The sequence below is a fragment of the Streptomyces sp. NPDC111516 genome (genome assembly GCF_055635345.1).
The window spans coordinates 1,025,709-1,045,359 of sequence record NZ_JBVKBV010000001.1 but is presented as its reverse complement, the minus strand read 5'-3'; the positions used below and the strand labels follow the sequence as shown (position 1 = coordinate 1,045,359).

Annotated in this window: 13 protein-coding genes, 1 tRNA gene and 2 pseudogenes; 14 read left to right on the top strand and 2 right to left on the bottom strand. The window is 70.9% G+C overall.

Going from position 1 to position 19,651, the window contains the following annotated elements; translation table 11 throughout:
- The first annotated feature begins 1 nt into the window (after position 1).
- The 9 genes and pseudogenes from ACZ7L9_RS04840 to ACZ7L9_RS04800 all read left to right on the top strand — a co-directional run bounded on the left by ACZ7L9_RS04840 (position 2) and on the right by ACZ7L9_RS04800 (position 11,084).
- Complete coding sequence (locus tag ACZ7L9_RS04840; protein ID WP_471412503.1) at positions 2-2,710, top strand: alpha/beta fold hydrolase; 2,709 nt, start codon at positions 2-4, stop codon at positions 2,708-2,710.
- Positions 2,707-3,582: an ABC transporter permease gene (locus ACZ7L9_RS04835; protein WP_471412501.1), complete on the top strand. Its 876-nt coding sequence runs from the start codon at positions 2,707-2,709 to the stop codon at positions 3,580-3,582. Before ACZ7L9_RS04840 ends, ACZ7L9_RS04835 begins: the two co-directional genes overlap by 4 nt.
- A gap of 181 nt (positions 3,583-3,763) precedes the next feature.
- A complete protein-coding gene (locus ACZ7L9_RS04830) occupies positions 3,764-5,356 on the top strand; it encodes a vWA domain-containing protein (protein ID WP_471412500.1) in 1,593 nt (530 codons plus the stop codon).
- 75 nt (positions 5,357-5,431) lie between these two features.
- Entirely contained in the window at positions 5,432-5,881 is a 450-nt protein-coding gene (locus ACZ7L9_RS04825) for an anthrone oxygenase family protein (protein WP_471412498.1), read from the top strand.
- 344 nt (positions 5,882-6,225) lie between these two features.
- The gene (locus ACZ7L9_RS04820) at positions 6,226-7,731 is read left to right on the top strand and encodes an FG-GAP and VCBS repeat-containing protein (protein ID WP_471412496.1); all 1,506 of its coding nucleotides are present in this window, start codon (positions 6,226-6,228) and stop codon (positions 7,729-7,731) included.
- A gap of 768 nt (positions 7,732-8,499) precedes the next feature.
- Positions 8,500-9,825, top strand: coding sequence for a hypothetical protein (locus tag ACZ7L9_RS04815; RefSeq protein WP_471412494.1), 1,326 nt, complete (start codon positions 8,500-8,502; stop codon positions 9,823-9,825).
- Between the two features lie 114 nt (positions 9,826-9,939).
- Positions 9,940-10,386 (top strand): annotated as a pseudogene (locus tag ACZ7L9_RS04810) (tyrosine-type recombinase/integrase); the annotation flags it as partial.
- 121 nt (positions 10,387-10,507) lie between these two features.
- A pseudogene (locus tag ACZ7L9_RS04805) lies at positions 10,508-10,870 on the top strand (DoxX family protein); the annotation flags it as partial.
- Between the two features lie 52 nt (positions 10,871-10,922).
- Positions 10,923-11,084 (top strand): integrase, encoded by a 162-nt coding sequence (locus ACZ7L9_RS04800; RefSeq protein WP_471412492.1) that lies wholly within the window; start codon positions 10,923-10,925, stop codon positions 11,082-11,084.
- Positions 11,085-11,262: 178 nt separating this feature from the next.
- On the opposite strand, the gene ACZ7L9_RS04795 is transcribed toward ACZ7L9_RS04800, so the two are convergent.
- A tRNA-Arg gene (locus ACZ7L9_RS04795) sits at positions 11,263-11,335 on the bottom strand.
- Positions 11,336-11,663: 328 nt separating this feature from the next.
- On the opposite strand from ACZ7L9_RS04795, the gene ACZ7L9_RS04790 reads away from it, so the two are divergent.
- From ACZ7L9_RS04790 to ACZ7L9_RS04775, 4 genes are all read left to right on the top strand, one after another.
- A complete protein-coding gene (locus tag ACZ7L9_RS04790; RefSeq protein ID WP_471412790.1) occupies positions 11,664-13,307 on the top strand; it encodes a dynamin family protein in 1,644 nt (547 codons plus the stop codon).
- A complete protein-coding gene (locus ACZ7L9_RS04785; protein ID WP_471412490.1) occupies positions 13,304-15,277 on the top strand; it encodes a GTPase in 1,974 nt (657 codons plus the stop codon). The genes ACZ7L9_RS04790 and ACZ7L9_RS04785 overlap by 4 nt, the downstream gene beginning before the upstream one ends.
- Positions 15,278-15,377: 100 nt before the next feature.
- The gene (locus ACZ7L9_RS04780) at positions 15,378-16,070 is read left to right on the top strand and encodes a single-stranded DNA-binding protein (RefSeq protein WP_471412488.1); all 693 of its coding nucleotides are present in this window, start codon (positions 15,378-15,380) and stop codon (positions 16,068-16,070) included.
- Positions 16,071-16,324: 254 nt separating this feature from the next.
- A complete protein-coding gene (locus tag ACZ7L9_RS04775; protein WP_471412486.1) occupies positions 16,325-17,764 on the top strand; it encodes a Cys-Gln thioester bond-forming surface protein in 1,440 nt (479 codons plus the stop codon).
- Between the two features lie 165 nt (positions 17,765-17,929).
- Here ACZ7L9_RS04775 and ACZ7L9_RS04770 read toward each other — a convergent pair whose 3' ends face one another.
- On the bottom strand, positions 17,930-18,772 hold the full coding sequence (locus tag ACZ7L9_RS04770; RefSeq protein ID WP_471412788.1) for an oxidoreductase: 843 nt from the start codon (positions 18,770-18,772) through the stop codon (positions 17,930-17,932).
- Positions 18,773-18,840: 68 nt separating this feature from the next.
- On the opposite strand from ACZ7L9_RS04770, the gene ACZ7L9_RS04765 reads away from it, so the two are divergent.
- Positions 18,841-19,506, top strand: a complete 666-nt coding sequence (locus ACZ7L9_RS04765) for a helix-turn-helix transcriptional regulator (RefSeq protein ID WP_471412484.1) — start codon at positions 18,841-18,843, stop codon at positions 19,504-19,506.
- Positions 19,507-19,651 lie beyond the last annotated feature (145 nt).

The following is a 19,651-nucleotide window of genomic DNA, read 5'->3' as shown; positions in this document are numbered from 1 at the left end:
CATGGAGACCCCTGATGCGCGTACGTCCCGGTGGCGGCTGCTGCTGCCCCGTATGCCTCGTAGACGCGGCCGGTGGGCCGCGGGCCTCGCGGCGCTCGCCGTGCTGGCCGGTGCGGGTACCTGGACCGTGGTGGCCGACGACGGCGGACCCGCCGTGCACCGCCAGGACCGGATGATGCGGATCGACGGCGTGTCCCTCGACACCTCGTACTTCACCACCGGCGGTACGCGGCGTCGGCCGGCCGTGCTGATCGGGCACGGGTTCGGCGGAAGCAAGAACGATGTGCGGGCGCAGGCCGAGCAGTTGGCCGCCGCCGGATACGCCGTACTGACCTGGTCCGCCCGCGGGTTCGGGAAGTCGGGCGGGGAGATCTCGCTCAACGCGCCCGACCGCGAGGTCGAGGACGTGTCCCGGCTGATCGACTGGCTCGCCGACCGGCCCGAGGTGCAGCTGGACGCCGAGGGCGACCCCCGGGTCGGAGTCACCGGGGCCTCCTACGGCGGAGCCGTCTCACTCCTCGCCGCCGGGTACGACAAGCGCGTCGACGCCATCGCACCGCAGATCACCTACTGGAACCTCGCCGACGCCCTGTTCCCCGACGGCGTCTTCAAGAAGCTCTGGGCCGGAATCTTCGTCACCACCGGCGGCGGCTGCCAGAAGTTCGAGAAGCGGCTCTGCGACATGTACGAACGGGTCGCCGTCAGCGGAAAGCCGGACGCCGCCGCGCGTGCGCTGCTGACCGAGCGTTCCCCGAGCGCCGTCGCCGACCGCATCAAGGTGCCCGCGCTCATCGTGCAGGGCCAGTCCGACTCCCTCTTCCCGCTCGGCCAGGCCGACGCCATGGCCAAGGCGATCAGCGGCAACGGCGCACCGGTGGCCGTCGACTGGATCGCCGGCGGGCACGACGGCGGCGACCTGGAGACCGACCGGGTACGCCGGCGCATCGGCGCATGGTTCGACCGGTACCTCAAGGGCGACAAGGGCACCGACACCGGGCCCGCATTCCGCGTCACCCGGACCGGAGGCATCGACTCCACCGACGGCGCCGCCCTCACCCGCGGGGCGAGCAGCGCCATGTACCCGGGGCTGAACAGCGGAGCAGAGACGATCGACCTGAGGCGGCGGACGCAGACGTTCCGTAACCCTGCCGGGGCCAACCCGCCCGCCATCTCGGCCGTTCCCGGCGTCGGCGGTGGGCTCTCCCAGCTGTCCTCCCTCGGCGTCGGCCTCTCGCTCGACTTCCCCGGGCAGCACGCCCGCTTCGACTCGGCGCCGCTGGACACGTCCCTGCGCGTCACCGGCTCGCCGACCGTGCGGGTCAGGGTGGCGGCGGAGCGGGGCGACGCCGTGCTGTTCGGCAAGGTGTACGACGTGTCTCCGGACGGCAAGCAGCAGGTGCTGCCCGCCCAGTTGGTCGCGCCCTTCCGGATCCCACAGGCCCGGCAGGGCAAGGAGGTTCAGCTGACCCTCCCCGCCGTCGACCACCGATTCGACACCGGACACCGGCTCCGCCTGGTCCTCTCCGCCACCGACCTCGGCTACGCCTCACCGGCCGAGCCGACGACGTACACCGTGACCCCCACCGGCCCGCTGACCGTTCCCACCGCGCCCGCCCTGAAGACCGCACCGGCCGCGCTGCCCTGGTGGACCTGGGGGCTCCCGGCCGCCGCCGTGGTGATCGCCGCCGCGCTGCTGCTCACCGCACGCCGCCGCACCGCGACCCCCGCACCCGATCCGGCGCTCGCCGAGGTGCCCCTCCAGATCACCGGACTGTCGAAGAAGTACGCCAAGTCCGCCGACAGGTATGCCGTGAAGGAACTGTCCTTCCGGGTCGAGAAGGGGCAGGTGCTCGGGCTCCTCGGACCCAACGGCGCGGGCAAGACCACGACCCTGCGCATGCTGATGGGCCTCATCACGCCCGACGACGGCGGGATCCGCGTCTTCGGGCAGGCCGTCCGGCCGGGCGCGCCCGTGCTGTCGCGCGTCGGCTCGTTCGTCGAAGGGGCGGGCTTCCTGCCGCACCTGTCCGGGCTCGCCAACCTGGAGCTGTACTGGCAGGCCACCGGACGGCCCGCCGAGGACGCCCACATCGAGGAGGCCCTGGAGATCGCCGGGCTCGGTGACGCTTCCCCAAGCTCTCAACTCCGTTCGAGCAGGGGAGACCCCATCGCCCGTGCCGTCCGCACGTACTCGCAGGGCATGCGGCAACGGCTCGCCATCGCGCAGGCCATGCTCGGCATGCCGGACCTGCTCATCCTCGACGAACCGACCAACGGGCTCGACCCGCCCCAGATCCGCGCGATGCGCGACGTGATGATCCGGTACGCGGCCGGGGGCCGGACCGTCATCGTCTCCAGCCACCTCCTCTCCGAGGTCGAACAGTCCTGCACCCATCTCGTGGTCATGGACCGCGGCCGGCTCGTCCAGGCCGGCCCGGTCGCCGAGATCGCCGGCTCCGGCGACATGCTGCTCGTCACCAGTGCGCGCGTGCTGGCCGAACCCCTCGTGGAGAAGATCGCCGCACTGCCGGGGATCGGCTCGGCGGCCCGTACGGACGACGGCCGCGGCCTGCTCGTCCGGCTCGACGGCGCCACCTCGCCCGAGTTGATCGCCGAACTCGTCCGTATGGACGTGCCGTTGACCGGCGTCGGGCCGCACCGCCGCCTGGAGGACGCATTCCTCACTCTGATCTCCGGAGGCTCCGTATGAGTGCCGCAGTCGATGTCAGGGAAGCCGCCGGGGCCCCCGGCTACCGCGCCCGGCACACCCTGCCGCTGCGCGTCGAGGCGGTGCGCCAGCTGCGCAGGCGCCGAACGCTGCTCATGGGCGGGGTGCTGGCCGCGCTGCCGTTCATCCTGATCGCCGCGTTCGCGATCGGCGGCACACCGTCCTCGCGGGGCGGCGGCGACCGGCTCACCCTGATGGACACCGCGACCGCGTCCGCCGCGAACTTCGCCGCGACGTGCCTCTTCGTGTCCGCCGGGTTCCTCCTCGTCGTCCCGGTGGCACTGTTCTGCGGGGACACCGTTGCGTCCGAGGCCAGTTGGTCCTCGCTGCGCTATCTGCTGGCGGCGCCGGTGCCGCGGGCCAGGCTGCTGTGGAGCAAACTCGTCGTGGCGCTCGGCTTCAGCCTGGCCGCGATGGTGCTGCTGCCGCTCGTCGCGCTGGCCGCGGGAGCCGCCGCGTACGGCTGGGGGCCGCTCGAACTGCCCACCGGCGGGGCGCTCGAGACCTCGGACACCGTGCCCCGGCTGGCACTCGTCGTCGCGTTCGTCTTCGTCTCCCAACTGGTCACCGCTGGGCTGGCGTTCTGGCTGTCGACGAAGACCGACGCCCCGCTGGGCGCGGTCGGCGGGGCGGTCGGGCTGACCATCGTCGGCAATGTGCTGGATGCCGTCACGGCGCTCGGTTCCTGGCGTGAATTCCTGCCCGCACATTGGCAGTTCGCCTGGGCGGACGCGCTCCAGCCCGACTTGGAATGGGGCGGCATGGTGAAGGGCGCGGCGATCTCGGTGACGTATGCCCTGATCCTGTTCGCCTTCGCCTTCCGGGGGTTCAGCCGTAAGGACATCGTGTCCTGAGCCCAGGGCCTTTCGTTTGGATCACGCCGGGCGGATCCAAACGAAAATCCCTGGACGTTCCGCCGGTTCCCCCGCCTCCGTTGCCGCATCGAGATCCATCCGCAACGTCTTCGTCTGCTCCTCGGCACCGTCTCGCACGTCACATTCACAAGTGCTGACACGACGACGTTGGGGGCTGGGAATGGATCGCCGGACAGGAAGGCACGGAGCGAAGTACGCACGGACATGGCACGCGGTACTCGGGGTGCTGCTGGCGGGCGGGGTGCTGCTCACCGGTTGCTCGGCCACGCCGACCAAGGAGAACTCCGCCATGGACCGCAGGGGCGCACCCGGCCCGGCCCCCGCGGCGGGCGGTGTCGCCGACGGCGACGGCGCGAAGGGTGCGAAGAAGCAGGACGGGCGCCGGGAGTCCGCGCCGCCCGACTATCTGTCCACCTTTGCGCTGGACATCGACACCGCCTCGTACGGATATGCGCGCCGTACCCTCGCCGACGGCAACCTGCCCGATCCGGCCACCGTGCGGCCCGAGGAGTTCGTCAACAGCTTCCGCCAGGGCTACCGGCGCCCGGCCGGCAACGGCTTCACCGTGAACGTCGACGGGGCCCGCGCCGGGGCGGACGGCTGGTCGCTGGTGCGGGTCGGCCTGGCCACCCGGGCCGCCCCCGCCCGCGACGAGCGCCCGCCCGCCGCGCTCACCTTCGTCGTCGACATCTCCGGCTCGATGGCCGAGGTGGGCCGTCTCGACCTGGTGAAGAAGTCCCTGGGCATCCTCACCGACGAACTCCGCGACGACGACTCGGTCTCCCTGGTCACCTTCAGCGACAAGGCGAAGACGCTGCTGCCGATGACCCGGCTGCGAGACCACCGCGGCACGATCCGCGACCGGGTCGACTCCATGGAACCCACCGACTCCACCAACCTTGAGGCGGGCATCCGCCGCGGGTACGACGAGGCGGTCGACGGCCGCGTCAAGGGCGCCAACAACCGAGTCGTCCTGCTCTCCGACGCCCTCGCCAACACCGGCGCGACCGACGCCGAAGCCATCCTCGAACGCATCGGCTCCGCCCGCCGCGAGTACGGCATCACCCTCTTCGGCGTCGGCGTCGGCAGCGAGTACGGCGACGCGCTGATGGAACAGCTCACCAATAAGGGCGACGGCCACACCACGTACGTCGCCGATGAGACCCAGGCCCGAAAGGTCTTCGTCGACCAGCTGCCCGCACACCTCGAACTCACCGCGCGCGACGCCAAGGCCCAGGTCGCCTTCGACCCCGAGACCGTCAAGCAGTTCAAGCTGATCGGTTACGAGGATCGCAAGGTCGCCGACGAGGACTTCCGCAACGACCGCGTCGACGGCGGCGAGGTCGGCCCCGGCCACACGGTGACGGCGCTCTACGCCGTACACCTCAAGGACGGCGCCGCCGGGCACGTGGCGACCGCGACCGTACGCTGGCTGGACCCGAAGACCCGGGCGCCGCACGAGCAGACGGGGTCGGTCGGGACGAACGCGATCGACGGTCCGCTGTGGGGCGGCGACAGCAAGCGGCTCCAAGTGGCCGCGGTCGCCGCCTACTTCGCCGACGCGTTGCGCGGCGGCGATCTACCAGGCGCGCCCGGTCTCGCTGAACTGGCTTCACGGGCGGACATGTTGGCGGCCGGGACCGAGGACGATTCCGTACGGAAGCTGGCGACCGCGATCGGACAGGCCGACCGGCTCAGGGGCGGCGGGGACAACACCGGGTCCGGCGGCGCGCCGGAGGGCGAGATGAACTGACCGGGGGAGGCGACGGGCCGCACCGGCTTGCGAAGTCGGCTGCGCGGACCGTCCGCCGACGTCATGATGGGCACCATGCCCTCCCTGTTCCTGGCCCTCGCAGTGATCACGACCGGCCTCTACGCGGGCTTCCTGCTGACGTTCCTGATCGCGGTCATGCCCGGCCTCGCGGCACTGCCGGACGAGCGGTTCACGGCCGCGATGCGCCGCTTCAACGAGAAGGTGCCCGGACCGGTCTTCCTGGTCCTCTTCCTCGGCGTGATCGCCTTCCCGGCAGCCGTGGTCGCCGGAGCCGACGACGACACGGACCGGGCGCTCGCCGTGGCGGCGCTGGTCTGCGCGGTCGGCAGCCACCTGGTCACGATCGCCGGGAACATTCCGCTGAACAAGGCGCTCGCGGCGGCCGAGGGCGGTGACGACGGCGCGGCCCGCGAGGCGTTCGAGTCCCGCTGGAACACCCTCCACCGGGTCCGCACGGCCCTGTCCCTCGCCGCGTTCGCCCTGCTGGCCGTAGCAGCCGGGTAGGCGAACGGGCCGGCCCCGTCCCGTACCGGCGGGCGCAGGCACGTCCGCGTGTCGTCAGCCGCGCCCAGCTCGACCGACACGTCCAGGGCCTGCCACTTGCAACCGGCCGGGCGCCCAGGTCACGTCATCACGACCCACCTCCAGACCGGATCAGGCCTCCGCCGGGATCGGGGTGGAGGAGCTGTGACGGTCCGGGGCGGAACGCAACCCTCGGGCGGGACCACTGGTCTGAGTCTGCGAACTGCCGGTGCGGCGCATGGCCCCGCGCGCACTCCCGTACGCCCCGGAAACCCACCGGGCCCCGCACCCACCCCCCTCATCGCTGATCGAACGAAGGAGCCCACGTGGCAATCCGCGCTCCAGGAATCACCGTGATACTCGCCATCACCGTGGCCACCGCCGCGATCACCTTCCCCGCCGCCGCCCAGGCGTCGGCGTCCGCCCCCACGACAGCCTCCGCAACCCCCACGCGGGCCGTGCCCGCTCCGAACCCGCGACGCGACGACTTCAACGGGGACGGCTACCCGGACGTGGCGTTCACCGCGCCCGGTGCCACCGTCGGGGGCAAGGCCAAGGCCGGGTACGTGGGTGTGGTGTACGGCTCCAAGAGCGGTCTGCAGATTTCCACCAAGCAGGTCTTCACCCAGGACTCGCCCGGAATCCCGGACACCGCCGAGGCAGGTGACGCTTTCGGCAGCTCGATGGTCTCCGCCGATCTGGACCGGGACGGGTACAGCGACCTCGTGGTCGGCGCGGAAAAGGAGAAGATCGGCTCTTCCAAGTCGGCCGGTTCGCTCACTGTCATCTGGGGCGGCGCGCACGGACTGTCCGGTGGCGCGACCCTCCTGACGGGCAACGAACAGTACGACGAGATCGGCGGCAAGGCCGCCGTCGGTGACTTCGACGGCGACGGAGCCATGGACGTCGTCACCCTCGGAATGAACGGCATGCACATCCTGTCCGGCCCGTTCGAGCGCGACGGCGGCGCGGCGTCCGCCAGGGTGATCCGCGACATGGACGATCTGCGATACCTGGGCCTCGCTGCGGGCGACTTCAACGGCGACGGCCGCGACGACCTGGCCGCCGTCGTCCACGACGGCGACGAGTTCGACGCCCGGCGCATCCTCATCCGTAACGGCGGTGCCACCGGCCTCAGCGAGAAGTACACCGTTGTCAACCGGGCGGACGGCTACCGCCTCCAGGGCGGCGAGACCATCACGGCCGGCCACATCAACGGTGACAAGTACGCCGACCTCGTCGTGGGCCGCACGATCGAGGGCTACGACAGCGATCTGGACTATCCGCTCGCCCTGGGCGGCATGATCACCTACGTACCGGGCAGTGCCACCGGCCCGCGGGGCGACCGCGCCAAGGTCTTCAACCAGGACAGCGCCGGTGTCCCCGGTGTCGCCGAAGTGCACGACGGATTCGGCGCGTCGCTGTCGATCGGCGACATGAACGGTGACGGCTACGGCGACATCGCCGTCGGCGTGCCCTACGAGGACCTCGGCACGACGAAGAACGCGGGATCGGTCCTGGTCCTCCCCGGCACCGCGTCCGGCCCGACCGGGACGGGCACGGTGGGCTTCAACCAGGACACGGCGAACGTCCCCGGGGTGGCCGAGGCGAACGACAGGTTCGGCGCCGCCGTCAGGCTGCTCGACGCCAACCGCGACGGCCGCACCGAACTGGCCGTCGGCGCCCCCGGCGAGAACACCGACGCGGGCTCCCTGTGGGTCTTCCCGGCCACGGCCTCCGGTCCGACGGCCAAGGGCTCGTTCACGTTCGGCCACGGAACGCTGGGCACGGTGGGCACGGACGCACAACTGGGTTCATCGTTCAACCGCTGACCCGTTCCGAATACCGGGGGCAGCGGGGCAGGGCAGGCGCCACCTGTGGTGCAGGAGAACGCGAGGTGCTCGCCCTGGTGGCCCGGCGCGCCTGACCGTCCTCCCTGGCAGGTGGCGGAAGAAGCCCGGCTCCACGACGACCGTGGAGCCGGGCTTCTTCCGTTCCGAACCACCTGGGCGGCGCGTCGACCACCTGGCCGGATCCGTCCGTCGACGACTACGCAGTCCGTGCGGCCGAGGTGATTCCGGCCCGGCAGGAGCCGTCCCGTACGCGATCGTCCGGGCCCTGGGTGGGGCACCGCTGACCTGGCCTTACGGTCCCTGAACGTCCGTGGTTGTTCGCGTCAGTACGCCGTCGCTGTAGCGCAGTCAGCCCCTCGGCCGGAGCGCAGAGAACTCAAGGGCAGTCGCCGTCGGCGCCTGCGACCTTCAAGGGTCGGCTTCGCCGACGGGCTGCAACATCCTCGGCTGTTGCAGCCGTCTGTAACCGGAGACCCCGGACAGCTCCCGTTTTGACTGTCCGGGTAGTTCTCGCAAGTCAGCGCCTGAACCGGACAGCCGGACAGGCGGGGCCCAGTCCGTGGCCCGCCCTGGGGCAGCCTCCACGGCCTGATGTATCTGCTCTGAGCCATAGGAGGCCTCCTGCGATGTCGCGTTCTCCCCAGCCGTGGATGCCCTCTGAAACGGCATTGTCAGAGGCATGTCGTACGGTCCGTGCGTTGACTGGTTATCACTGGTCATTCCCATCTGCACGAAAGGGCAGCAGACTTGCGCACTCGAAGCCTCATAGCGCAGACAGCACTGGCGGCCGTGTTCGGCTCCGCCGCGCTGATCGGCGGTACGGCCGTCCCGGCCGCCGCGGACAGCAGCATCGCACTTCCCAGTACCTCGTACCGGGACATCGTGGTCGACGACGTTCACGACCACGTCTTCATCAGCGACCCGGACGGCAGCAGCGTCGTCGTCACCGACTACGCGGGCCAGGTCGTGAAGCAGATCACCTCGGAGAACGGAGCCGCAGGACTCGCCGTATCGGCGGACTCCAGCACGGTGTACGTCGCACTCCCGTCCGCCGACGCCATATCCGAGATCGACACCAGCACGCTGGCGGAGACCGACCGCTACCAGACGGGCGCGGGCACATCGCCCCGGAACCTGGCGCTGGCGGGCGGGAAGATCTGGTTCGGCTATGCGGCTGACGGCCGCGGGGGGATCGGCTCGCTCGAGCTCTCCGGAGCCGACCCGGTCGTCACGCTGGGCCAGTCCACCGGCTGGTACTACGCGCCGACGCTCGCTTCCTCGCCGGCCGACCCGAACGTGCTGGTGGCGGGTCAGCAGAATCTCAGCCCGGCCACCCTCGCGGTCTACGAGGTGAGTTCAAGCGGTCTGCAGCAGCGGGTGAAGCGCACGTTCTACGACAGCCCGGTCCTGTCCGACCTGAATGATTTCGCCGTGACGCCCGACGGCCAGGACATCGTCGCGGCGTTCGGCTCCCCCTACCGCCACCAGGTCCTCAGCGCCACCGACCTGTCGGTGAAGGGCAGCTACCCCACCGACGCCTACCCCAATGGGGTGGCCATCGCCGCCGACGGCACGGTTGCGGCAGGTGGGGACGGTTCGCAGCTGTACGTCTTCCGCTCCGGCGCTGGCACCCCGCTGCGCACCTACTCCCCAGGCCGCCAGCTTCCCGCCGGCCTCGCCTGGGCACCGGACGACAACCGGCTCTTCTCTGTGACCGGCGACTACCTCGGCGCCCATCCGACCCTGCATGTGCTGGTCGACGCGGGCAAGGCGGAGAGTTCCCTCACCCTTCAGGCGCCGTCGACGGCCGTCAAGGGCAAGGAGCTGACCGTCACGGGCACCCTCAGTGCCAACGACCCGTTCGCGAGCGGTACCACCGTCGAGGTGACGCGCACCGACGCCAAGTCGCCGGGCGGCGTGTCCATCGGCAGCGCCGCCGTCGCGGCGGACGGGAGCTTCCAGTTCACCGACCGGCCGCGCATGGTCGGCCAGGTCACCTACACCGTCCGCTACTTGGGCGATGACCGGCACACCGCCGCGACCGCTCAGGCCACCGTCGAGGTCACCAAGTAGTACCTCCGCGGTACTCCGGTCCGAGGTCCCCGGGACGCCCAGGCGCCCCGAGGCCTCGGACCAGGGGTTTCAAGCTTTGCGAAACGGTCGACCACCTCACCGTCCGCGTTGGTCAGGCTCTTCGACAAGGCGCCGAAGTCAGCGGTCGGGGTACGGGCCGTCTCCTTCCCGGCCGAGCTGCTCGACGAGGTGAGGCGCCACCTGGAGCAGTTCGGCGCTCCCGGTCGTGACGGTCACGTCTTCGTCGGGCCCCAGGGCGGGCAGTTGCGGCGGAGCAACTTCCGCGACGACTGGGTCAAGGCCCGGAAGGCTGCGGGCGTCACGGCCGAGCTGCACTTCCACGATCTTCGGCACACGGGCAACACGCTGGCCTCGACTGCGGGGCCAGCACGCGGGAGCTGATGGCGCGGATGGGCCACAGCAGCTCACGAGCCGCGTTGATCTATCAGCACATGACCAGCGCATCGTGACCGGGCCATCGCCGACCGGCTTGGCGCCATGAACCGGGGCGGTGGGGGAGCGGCTTCCGACTCCTCCAGGAAGGGCCCTGCGGGCGCGTAGTGGCACGCGTGTGGCACGGCGCCTGGAACGGCGAAGGGCCGGCTTGGGAGGGATACCCTCCTGAGCTGGCCCTTTTCTCTGTGCCCCCGGCAGGATCCGAACCTGCGACACCCGCTTTAAGGGCACCGGTCAGTTCTTCACGATGAGCGGCTACCCCTCGGGCGAGACGATGGCGGCGATCGCCGGACTGAGCGAGACCCTCGGCGGGCTCGGCCTGGTACCCGGCCTGCTGACGCCGCTCGCCGGCGCCGCCGTCCTCGGCACGATGATCAACGCCCTGGCCGTCAAGTGGGGCGGCGGCTTCTTCGCTCCGCAGGGCGTCGAGTACGAGGTTCTGCTGACCGCCGGTGCGGCCGGACTCGCCCTCACCGGGCCCGGCAGGATCGCCGCCGACCGTTTCCTGCCCGGGCTGCGCGCGCACCGGCTGGTATACGGAGCCGCCGCTGTGGCACTCGCCGGCCTCGTCCTGCTCATTCGCAACTGAGCCGCCGTCGCCCCCCGCAATGCCTTCTTCAGCCTGAGCAGCCCGGTGAAACGTGAGTGTGGCGTTTCCGCCCGCCCGGTTGGCGGACTGGACCGGTAGCAGCGTCCCCGTGCTGCTGGCCACCTATGCCCGGTGCGTCGAGGGGCAGCTTCCTGATCTCAAGAGGCGGCTCGAAGCCGCGGGGGACCTCCCCGAGCTGCCGGACGTCGGCTGACGTCCCGACCGAAAACTTCGACACGTATTCGACACGGCCACCCGCGAAAACCCGGTGACAGCCGGACAGCCCCGGAGCCTTCCCTTGATCGTCGGGGGAGTGCTCGGGGCTTCGCGGTGTCTGGTGGAACATGCTCTGACCAGCAAAAAGCCCTCCCATCGGGGAGGGCTCTCAAAGGCGCCCCCGGCAGGACTCGAACCTGCGGCCAAGCGCTTAGAAGGCGCCTGCTCTATCCACTGAGCTACGGGGGCCGGGTGGTGGCCTCGGCGGCCTGGAGCCCTGGGGCCTGGCCGGTCGGTGACCTGCCGGGACAAGGATAGGGCTCCGATCGCCTTGTCCTGGTTGCTTCACCTGCGTGGCACGATGTGGAGGTTCGGTGAAGCGAACCGATAATCGCAGGTGGGTGGGGATCATGCATCGTTTTTGACGCCTTGAGCCCCGGGTGTTGTGTACTCGTTATGCCTGCGCCCCACTCGTCCCCTCTGTCCCGACTCCCTTCCGAGGGGAGAACCGGCGCGCAGAGGTGGCTATACGCTTCAAAATGGCGCCAAAATTGGGCATTCTTCGCATGTGGTGACCTTGGACGTACGGCCTCAGCTCATCGACGCACTTTCCGCCCTGCGCGACCGTGTCGCTGCCGTGCGTCTTCCACTTCCGTTGCCGGGGGCCGCGCGGGCCCGTCAGACCCGGAGCGAACTGCTCGCCCAGCTCGACGACTATCTGCTTCCCCGGCTCAGGGATCCTGAAGCACCGCTGCTCGTGGTGATCGGCGGGTCCACCGGGGCCGGGAAGTCGACGCTCGTCAATTCGCTGGTGGGGCGGCCGGTCAGCGAGGCCGGGGTGCTGCGGCCGACCACGCGGACGCCCGTACTCGTCTGCCACCCCGATGATCACCACTGGTTCGCGGGGGGCCGCGTCCTGCCGCAGCTCACCAGGGTCTGGCTGCCGCCCCAGGACTCCGGGGAATCCGGCCAGTGCGACGACCTCGACGGGAGCGAGGAGGAGGACGGGACCGCGCTGCGCGTCGAGACCGCGACCGGTCTGCCGCGCGGGCTCGCGCTGCTCGACGCGCCCGACATCGACTCGCTCGTGGTACGGAACCGCGTGCTGGCCGCCGAGCTGATCTGCGCCGCGGACGTGTGGGTGATGGTGACCACGGCGTCCCGGTACGCCGACGCGGTGCCGTGGCATCTGCTGCGTACCGCCAAGGAGTACGACGCCTCGCTCGTCACCGTCCTCGACCGGGTGCCGCACCAGGTGATCGCCGAGGTGTCGCAGCAGTACGGAGCGCTGCTCACCAAGTCGGGCCTCGGCGAGGTGCCGCGCTTCACCATTCCCGAGCTGCCCGAATCGGCCGGCGGCGGCAGCGGGCTGCTGCCCACCACCGCGGTCGCCCCGTTGCGGGCCTGGCTCAGCCACCGTGCCCAGGACCCGGCGGCCCGCCAGCAGGCGGTCGGGCGTACGGCGGCCGGGGTCATCGACTCGCTGAACGTACGGATGCCCGCGCTGGCCGGGGCCGTCGCGGCGCAGTACGCGGCGGCCGTGCGGCTGACCGGGGTCGTCGAGGACGCGTACCGAGCGGAGGGCGTCCGGGTCCGGCGGCGGCTGCGGAACGGCGGGGTGCTCGCCGGGGACGCCCGGACCCGGTGGCGCGGATACCCGCTGTACAGCACCTCCGAGGAACTCCTCGAAGCGCTGGTGGAGAGTCTCGCCGCACTCCTGCGATGCGCCGTGGCCGCCGCCGACGAACAGATCCGCACGACCTGGCAGCGCGAGCCCGCGGCCGGGGTGTTCGGCTTCGAGGACGTCGGCCGGGAGGCCGGCGGATGGGGACCCGCCGAGGACATCCGGGGCCGGATCACCATGGCCGTACGGCGGTGGTGGCGGGTGCTGGAGGAACTGGCCGAGGAAGAGGTGCGCCGGCTCGAACGCAACGCCGCGCCCGACACCGAGACCGTGGCGGCGCTGCTGGCCGCCGCACTGCTCGGCGGCCGCCGCACCCGCGGCGCCGGTGAACAGCTCGCCGAACGGATCGGCGCCCAGGGCGCGCTGCGGCTGCGCGACAAGGGCGGCGAACTGCTCACCGACTGTCTCGACCGGGTGCTGGACGGCGAGCGCGACCGGCGGCTCGCACCGCTCGACGCACTCGACGTCGCCCCGGAGCCGCAGGCCGATCTCATCGCCGCTCTGTCCGTACTGCAGAAGGAGAGGTGGCAGCGTTGACTGCCGTCATTGACGAAGGGACCGGCCGGGGCGAGAGTCCCGCACCTCACGAGGACAGCGACCACCCGGGCCGGACGCCCGACAGGCCGGCACGCGTACCGGAGGCGGGCAGGGATTGGAACGACGGGCTCATCGCCCGGCGCGCCGCCGCCAAGGAGATGGGCCGCGGTCCCGGGACCGCGGACGACGACGTACGTACGCCCCAGGTCGAGGCGTACGTACCGTCCGGCGGCCCGCTCCGGCCGCGGCTCGACGCGCTGCGTGAACTCGTCGGGCTGTCCAGGGCCAGGCTCGACGGGGCCACCCTCGCCGAAGCGGGACGTGTGCTCGACGAAGCGGCGGCCCGTCGGCGGCTTTCCGCCCGGCACACCGTCGTCGCGATCGCCGGAGCGACCGGCAGCGGCAAATCGACCCTCTTCAACTCCCTCGCGGGCGTCCAGATCTCCGACACCGGGCTGCGCAGGCCGACGACCGCCGCCCCCATCGCCTGCTCCTGGACCGACGGGGCCGCCGGACTCCTGGACCGGCTCGCCATTCCCGGACGGCTCAGGCGCAGGCCGCAGCAGGGCGGCACGGACGCCGACGAGGCACTCCAGGGTCTCGTCCTCGTCGACCTGCCCGACCACGACTCGGCGGCGTCCGGACACCATGAGCAGGTCGACCGGGTGCTCGCGCTGGTCGATGCGGTGATCTGGGTCGTCGACCCGGAGAAGTACGCGGACGCGGCCCTGCACGAGCGCTACCTGCGGCCGCTCGCCGGGCATGCAGAGATCACCTTCGTCGTCCTCAACCAGGTCGACCGGCTCCCCGGCGACGCCGCCGACCAGGTCCTCGACGATCTGCGACGGCTGCTCGACGAGGACGGCATGGCGCTCGGCGAGCACGGCGAACCGGGCGCCACCGTCATGTCCCTGTCCGCACTCACCGGTGATGGCGTGGGCGAACTGCGCGAGGTGCTCGGCCGCTTCGTCCAGGAACGCACGGCAGCCGCGCGCCGGCTCTCCGCGGATGTGGACGCCGCAGCCGCCAGGCTCCGTCCGGTGTACGTCGCCGAGGGGCGGCCCGGACTCGGCGAACGGGCTCGCGAGGAGTTCGCCGACCGGCTCGCAGAAGCCGTCGGAGCGGCCGCGTCGGGCCAGGCCGCCGAGCGCGAGTGGCGCAGGAACGCCGGACGGGCGTGCGGTACGCCATGGCTGCGGCTGTGGCGCTGGTACGAGTCCACCCGGCGGCCGGGAAGCCTGGAGCGCCCCGCGCTGCCCGCGCCCGCCGAGGAGGAGCTCACCGCCCGGCAACGCGTCGAACAGGCGGTACGGACCGTGGCGGACGAGGCCGCCGACGGGCTGCCCGGCCCCTGGGCGCAGGCCGTCCGGGAGGCTGCGGTGAACGGTGCGGAAGGGCTGCCGGAGGCGCTCGACGAACTGGTGGAGAAGCCCGGCAGGGACGACGGACGAGGGCGGACGGCGAGCTGTTCCGCGGGTGGCGGCGCGGGCGGTACGGGCGGCGATGCAGCGCGGGGCGGGGCCGGTCCAGGGGGTTCGACGGTCATGGCGACGGGGGTGGCCGGGGCCTCCGGTGTGGCGCACGGCGGTCGCGTGGGTGGGAAGCCACCGCGGCCCAGGTGGTGGCCCGCCGCCGTGCTGGCACAGGCATCGATGACGCTGCTACAGATCTTCGGCGGTCTCTGGCTGCTCGGCCAGATCGTCGGCGTACTCGAACCGGGATTCCTCACGCCCGCCCTGGTGATGCTGGCCGGGGTCATCGGCGGGCCGCTGGTTCAGTGGTCGTGCGCGGCCGCGGCGCGGGGACCGGCGCGACGGTACGGGCAGGAGGCCGAGCGGCAGTTGCGCGAGGCGGCAGCGGCCTGCGGCCGGGCGCGGGTGCTCGATCCGGTGGCGGCGGAGCTCGTGCGGTACCGCGAAGTCCGGGAGCGATACGTGGCGGTGACGGAGTTTTCCACAACTGTTCGGTAGTCCACAGGCGTCAGCGGGATTTCCGCCTCTCCTTCAACCTGGGATCAGTGACTGCGCGGGTGCGGTCACCGGAACCGAAGGCCGAAGGGGAGGCGGAGTCATGAACGACACCTTGGTGACACTGGTGGGCAACGCGGCGACGGGCGTGGAGTTCAGGGAGACGGCGACCGGCGGAATGGCGCGATTCCGGTTCGCGGTGACGCCGCGCCGATGGGACCGCGGGAAACAGTTCTGGACCGACGGACACACCAGTTTCTACACCGTGTGGGCCTGGCGGACTCTGGCGTCGAATCTGTCCGGTTCCGTCTCCATCGGAGAACCGCTGGTCGTGCATGGCAGGTTGAAGGTGCGCGAGGAGGAACGGGAAGGCCTGCGAAGGACGTTCGTGGACATCGAGGCGGTCGCGGTGGGACACGATCTGACCCGGGGGACGGCCGCGTTCCGGCGCGTGACGAAGGGCGATCCGAGGCCGGCGGCACGTGCGGGGAGCGTGGACAGGGGGGTTGACGTGGGCGGCACGACAACACTCCCCGGCGAGCCGGACTGGTCGGGCGGGCCGGCGCGGCTGAGTGGGCCGGGGCTGTCGGACGGGCGAGACGAACGGACCGACCGGGCTGAACCGGCCGAGCCGGGTGAACGCGGGGAAGAGGGCGAGCGGCGCGATCGGAGCGAACAGGGTGGACGCGGCGATCACGGCGATCACGGCGAACAGGGTGAACGGGTCGGGCGGCAGCGGAGCAGGCGGCCGACGGGGCGTCAGAAGGGCGGCCACGAGCTCGCGTCGGTGCCGTGACGGGGCCTGGGCGGACCGGGCGGACCGGAGCGGAACAGCGGTCAGGAAGGTACGCGGAGGCGCCTTGAGGCATGCACATGCGGTGTCGGCGATAACGATTCCGAGTCGGAATGGTTTGTACGACGGTATGACGGGGGATTCTTCATCGCTTCATCCTTAGGATCCCCCAATACTCACGGGGCACTTGAGTCGACTGGCGGGACAATCCCCACACGCGCAGCAGGCGCGGACGGTCCCGCCCGGAGGGGAATTCTGTGTTTTCTGCTTCTTCAGCGACCGTTTCGTCGTCCACGAGGGCGACCGATTCTCCACGGCGGCGGGGCGCGGCCCGGCTGGCCGCGTCGGTGGTGGCATCCGGTCTCGTCATAGCAGGCGCCCTTGTCGGCGCGGGCAGTGCGGTCGCCGACGAGGCGCCGCAGCATCAGGGTGGCGCGGCCGCGGTCCTGGACGGGTTGAAGACCTATGACCGCGCCGTGCTCCACGCGGACGGCAGGAATCAGGAGCTGCCCGCCGGACTCTTCGAGATGACCGTCGACGGCGGCGGCAAGCTGAAGACGTACTGCATCGACATCCACAACCCCACCCAGAACCAGGCGAAGTACCTGGAGACCCCCTGGAACCAGACCTCGCTCGGCAGCAACAACAACGCGGGCAAGATCCGCTGGATCCTGGAGCACTCCTACCCGCAGGTCGACGACCTCGCGGCGCTCGCCAAGCAGGCCGGCACGGGGCCGCTCACCGAGAGGACCGCGGCGGCCGGCACCCAGGTCGCCATCTGGCGCTACTCGGACAACGCCGATGTCGACGCGACCGACGGCCAGGCGGAGAAGCTCGCCGACTGGCTGGAGCACAACGCCGTCGACCAGGCCGAGCCCAAGGCGTCCCTCGCTCTGGACCCGGCTGCGGTCTCCGGCAAGTCCGGTGAGCGGCTCGGCCCGGTCACCGTCCGCACCAACGCGGGCCAGGTCTCCGTGACCCCGCCCGCCGACGCCGCCAGCGGCGTCAAGGTCACCGACAAGAGCGGCAAGCCCGTGACCACCGCGGCCAACGGTGCCGAGCTCTACTTCGACGTCCCGGCGGACGCCGCCGACGGTTCCGCCTCGATGACCGTCCAGGCCACCACGTCGGTGCCGGTCGGCCGGGTCTTCGCCGGGGTGACCAAGAGCCAGACCATGATCCTGGCCGGCTCCAGCGAGTCCACGGTATCCGCGACCGCCACGGGCACCTGGGCCAAGCAGGGCGCGATCCCGGCCGTCTCGGCGAAGAAGAACTGCGCCAAGGGAGGGGTCGACGTCACCGCGAGCAACAAGGGCGACGAGGCGTTCACCTTCGAGCTGGCCGGTGCGAAGCACACCATCGAGGCGGGCAAGTCCGAGACGGTGACCGTCCCGGTCGCCGAGGACCAGGCGTACGACTTCACCATCACCGGCCCCGGTGGCTTCACGAAGACGTTCAAGGGCGTCCTGGACTGCAAGACCAGCGGCAGCGCCACCGGCGGCCTCGACACCCAGACCAAGGGCCAGCCCGCCCCGGCCACCGCGGGCGGCTCGACCGGCAGCTCGGGTGACCTCGCCGAGACCGGTGGCTCCAGCGCCACCCCGGTCATCGCGGGCGTCGCGATCGCTCTCGTCGTCGTCGGCGGCGGCGCGGTCTTCCTCCTCCGCAAGCGCAAGACGCAGACCTCCGCCCAGTAGTCGCGAAGAGCGCCAGGATCACACCGGTGATCGTGGAGTGACGAACGACAGGCAGACGGTCACGCCTGCCTGATGACGGCCCCGGTACGCATCCGCGTAACGGGGCCGTCGCATGCCGGAGGACGTGGGTTGCGGTGGCCGCGGGCGGGACGGGGCGTACCGCGGTCAGCCTCGCAAGTCGGACAGGTCCTCGTCACGGAGACTGAGATCGTTCGCCGCGAGGTTCTCCTCCAGGTGATCGAGTGAACCGGTGCCCGGAATCGCCAGCAGCGACGGCGAGGTCGCCAGTAGCGAGGCGAGCTGCACCTGCGTGACGGTCGTGCCCAGGCGAGCTGCGACCTTGCCGAGCCGTTCGTCGTCCAGCGGACTGACGCCACCGCCGAGCGGGAAGTACGGCACGTACGCGATACCCGCTGCCTCGCATTCCGCCAGCAGCCCCATGTCACCGGTGTACCGGTTCTGCACCGCCGCGACAGGCGCGATCTCCCGGGCCTCGGTGAACTGGACGGCGTCGACGTTACTGACGCCCAGGTGCCGGATCAGCCCCTCCGCGCGGAGCTCGGCCAGCACCGCGAAGCGTTCGGCGATCGACTCGCCACCCGGCCCGGTCATCCCGCCCACGCGCAGATAGACCAGGTCGAGCTGGTCTAGCCCAAGCGCACGTAGATCAGCCTCGACCAGGCCACGCAGCTGATCAGGCGTCGCCTGCCCACTCGGCACACCGTCTGGCGTGGGCAGCGGCCCGACCTTCGTCGCGATCACCAGATCGTCACGGTACGGGGACAGCGCCCTACGGATCAGCTCGTTGGCCCGCACCGCACCCCTGCGGTAGAAGCCAGCCGTGTCGATGTGGTTCACGCCCATTTCCACGGAGCGCCGGAGCACCGCGATGCCGTTCTCAGGGTCTCGCGGCGGGCCGTCAAAGGTGCCTGCCGCCAGGCGCATCGCGCCGAAGCCGAGCCGGTTGATGGTCAGGTCTCCGCCGAGGGAGAACGTCTTGATCGTCATAAGGCTCATGGTGTCCACCCGCCACGACGCCCCGCGAGCTTGTGGCAGCTTGCTGCCAGACTTCAGGTATGCGGAACGAGCAGGTGTTCTCCGTCCGAGGGGACACAGAGTTGATCGTGCGAGCCGGCCATCTCTTCGAGTCCGTGCAGACCGAGTTCCTGTGTGCCGCCCGAGACCTCAAGACCTTCTCGCAGCCACGGGCCAGGGCCGCGATCCACAACCGGATGCGCGCTCCGCGCTCCCCGGACTTCATTCCCCGCAAGCTGCTCAGCCCGGGCGCGCTCGCCGACGAGGAGGCCCGCGCGCATCTGCGGCTGGTGCAGAACCAGGGGGCTCTCGTCCGGATCAGCGGCTCGCGGCTGCCGCACGAGACCATCATCATCGACCGGCGGGTAGTGATCCTCGCCGGCGCAGAGACCCCAAACGGCCGCGAATACACCGTGACGACGTCGCAGATCCTGGTCGACGGTGTCCACTCGCTGTTCCAGGCGATCTGGGACAGCGCCGTCGATCCCGACACCTATCTGCGGAAGAACATCCCCCACCTCGATGCTGACAGCCGCGCGATCCTCAAAGCCCTCGGTTCGGGACTCACCGACGAATCGGCGGCCAAACAGCTCGGCCTGTCGCTACGTACGTACCGCCGGCGCGTGGCCGAACTGATGGTCAAGCTAGAGGCCAACTCCCGCTACCAGGCCGGGCTGCGTGCGGGTGAGCTGGGACTACCCCGCTGAGACCGTAGTGATCGCATCCCTGCAGCGGTCTGCACACCTGAGCGCCTCGGGCCGCGCAACCAACCGTCGTGTCAACCCCCGAAGAACTTCCGGAGCCGACCACTCAGCACCATCGCCTCCCCGTACTTAGAGGAGCTCACAAAAT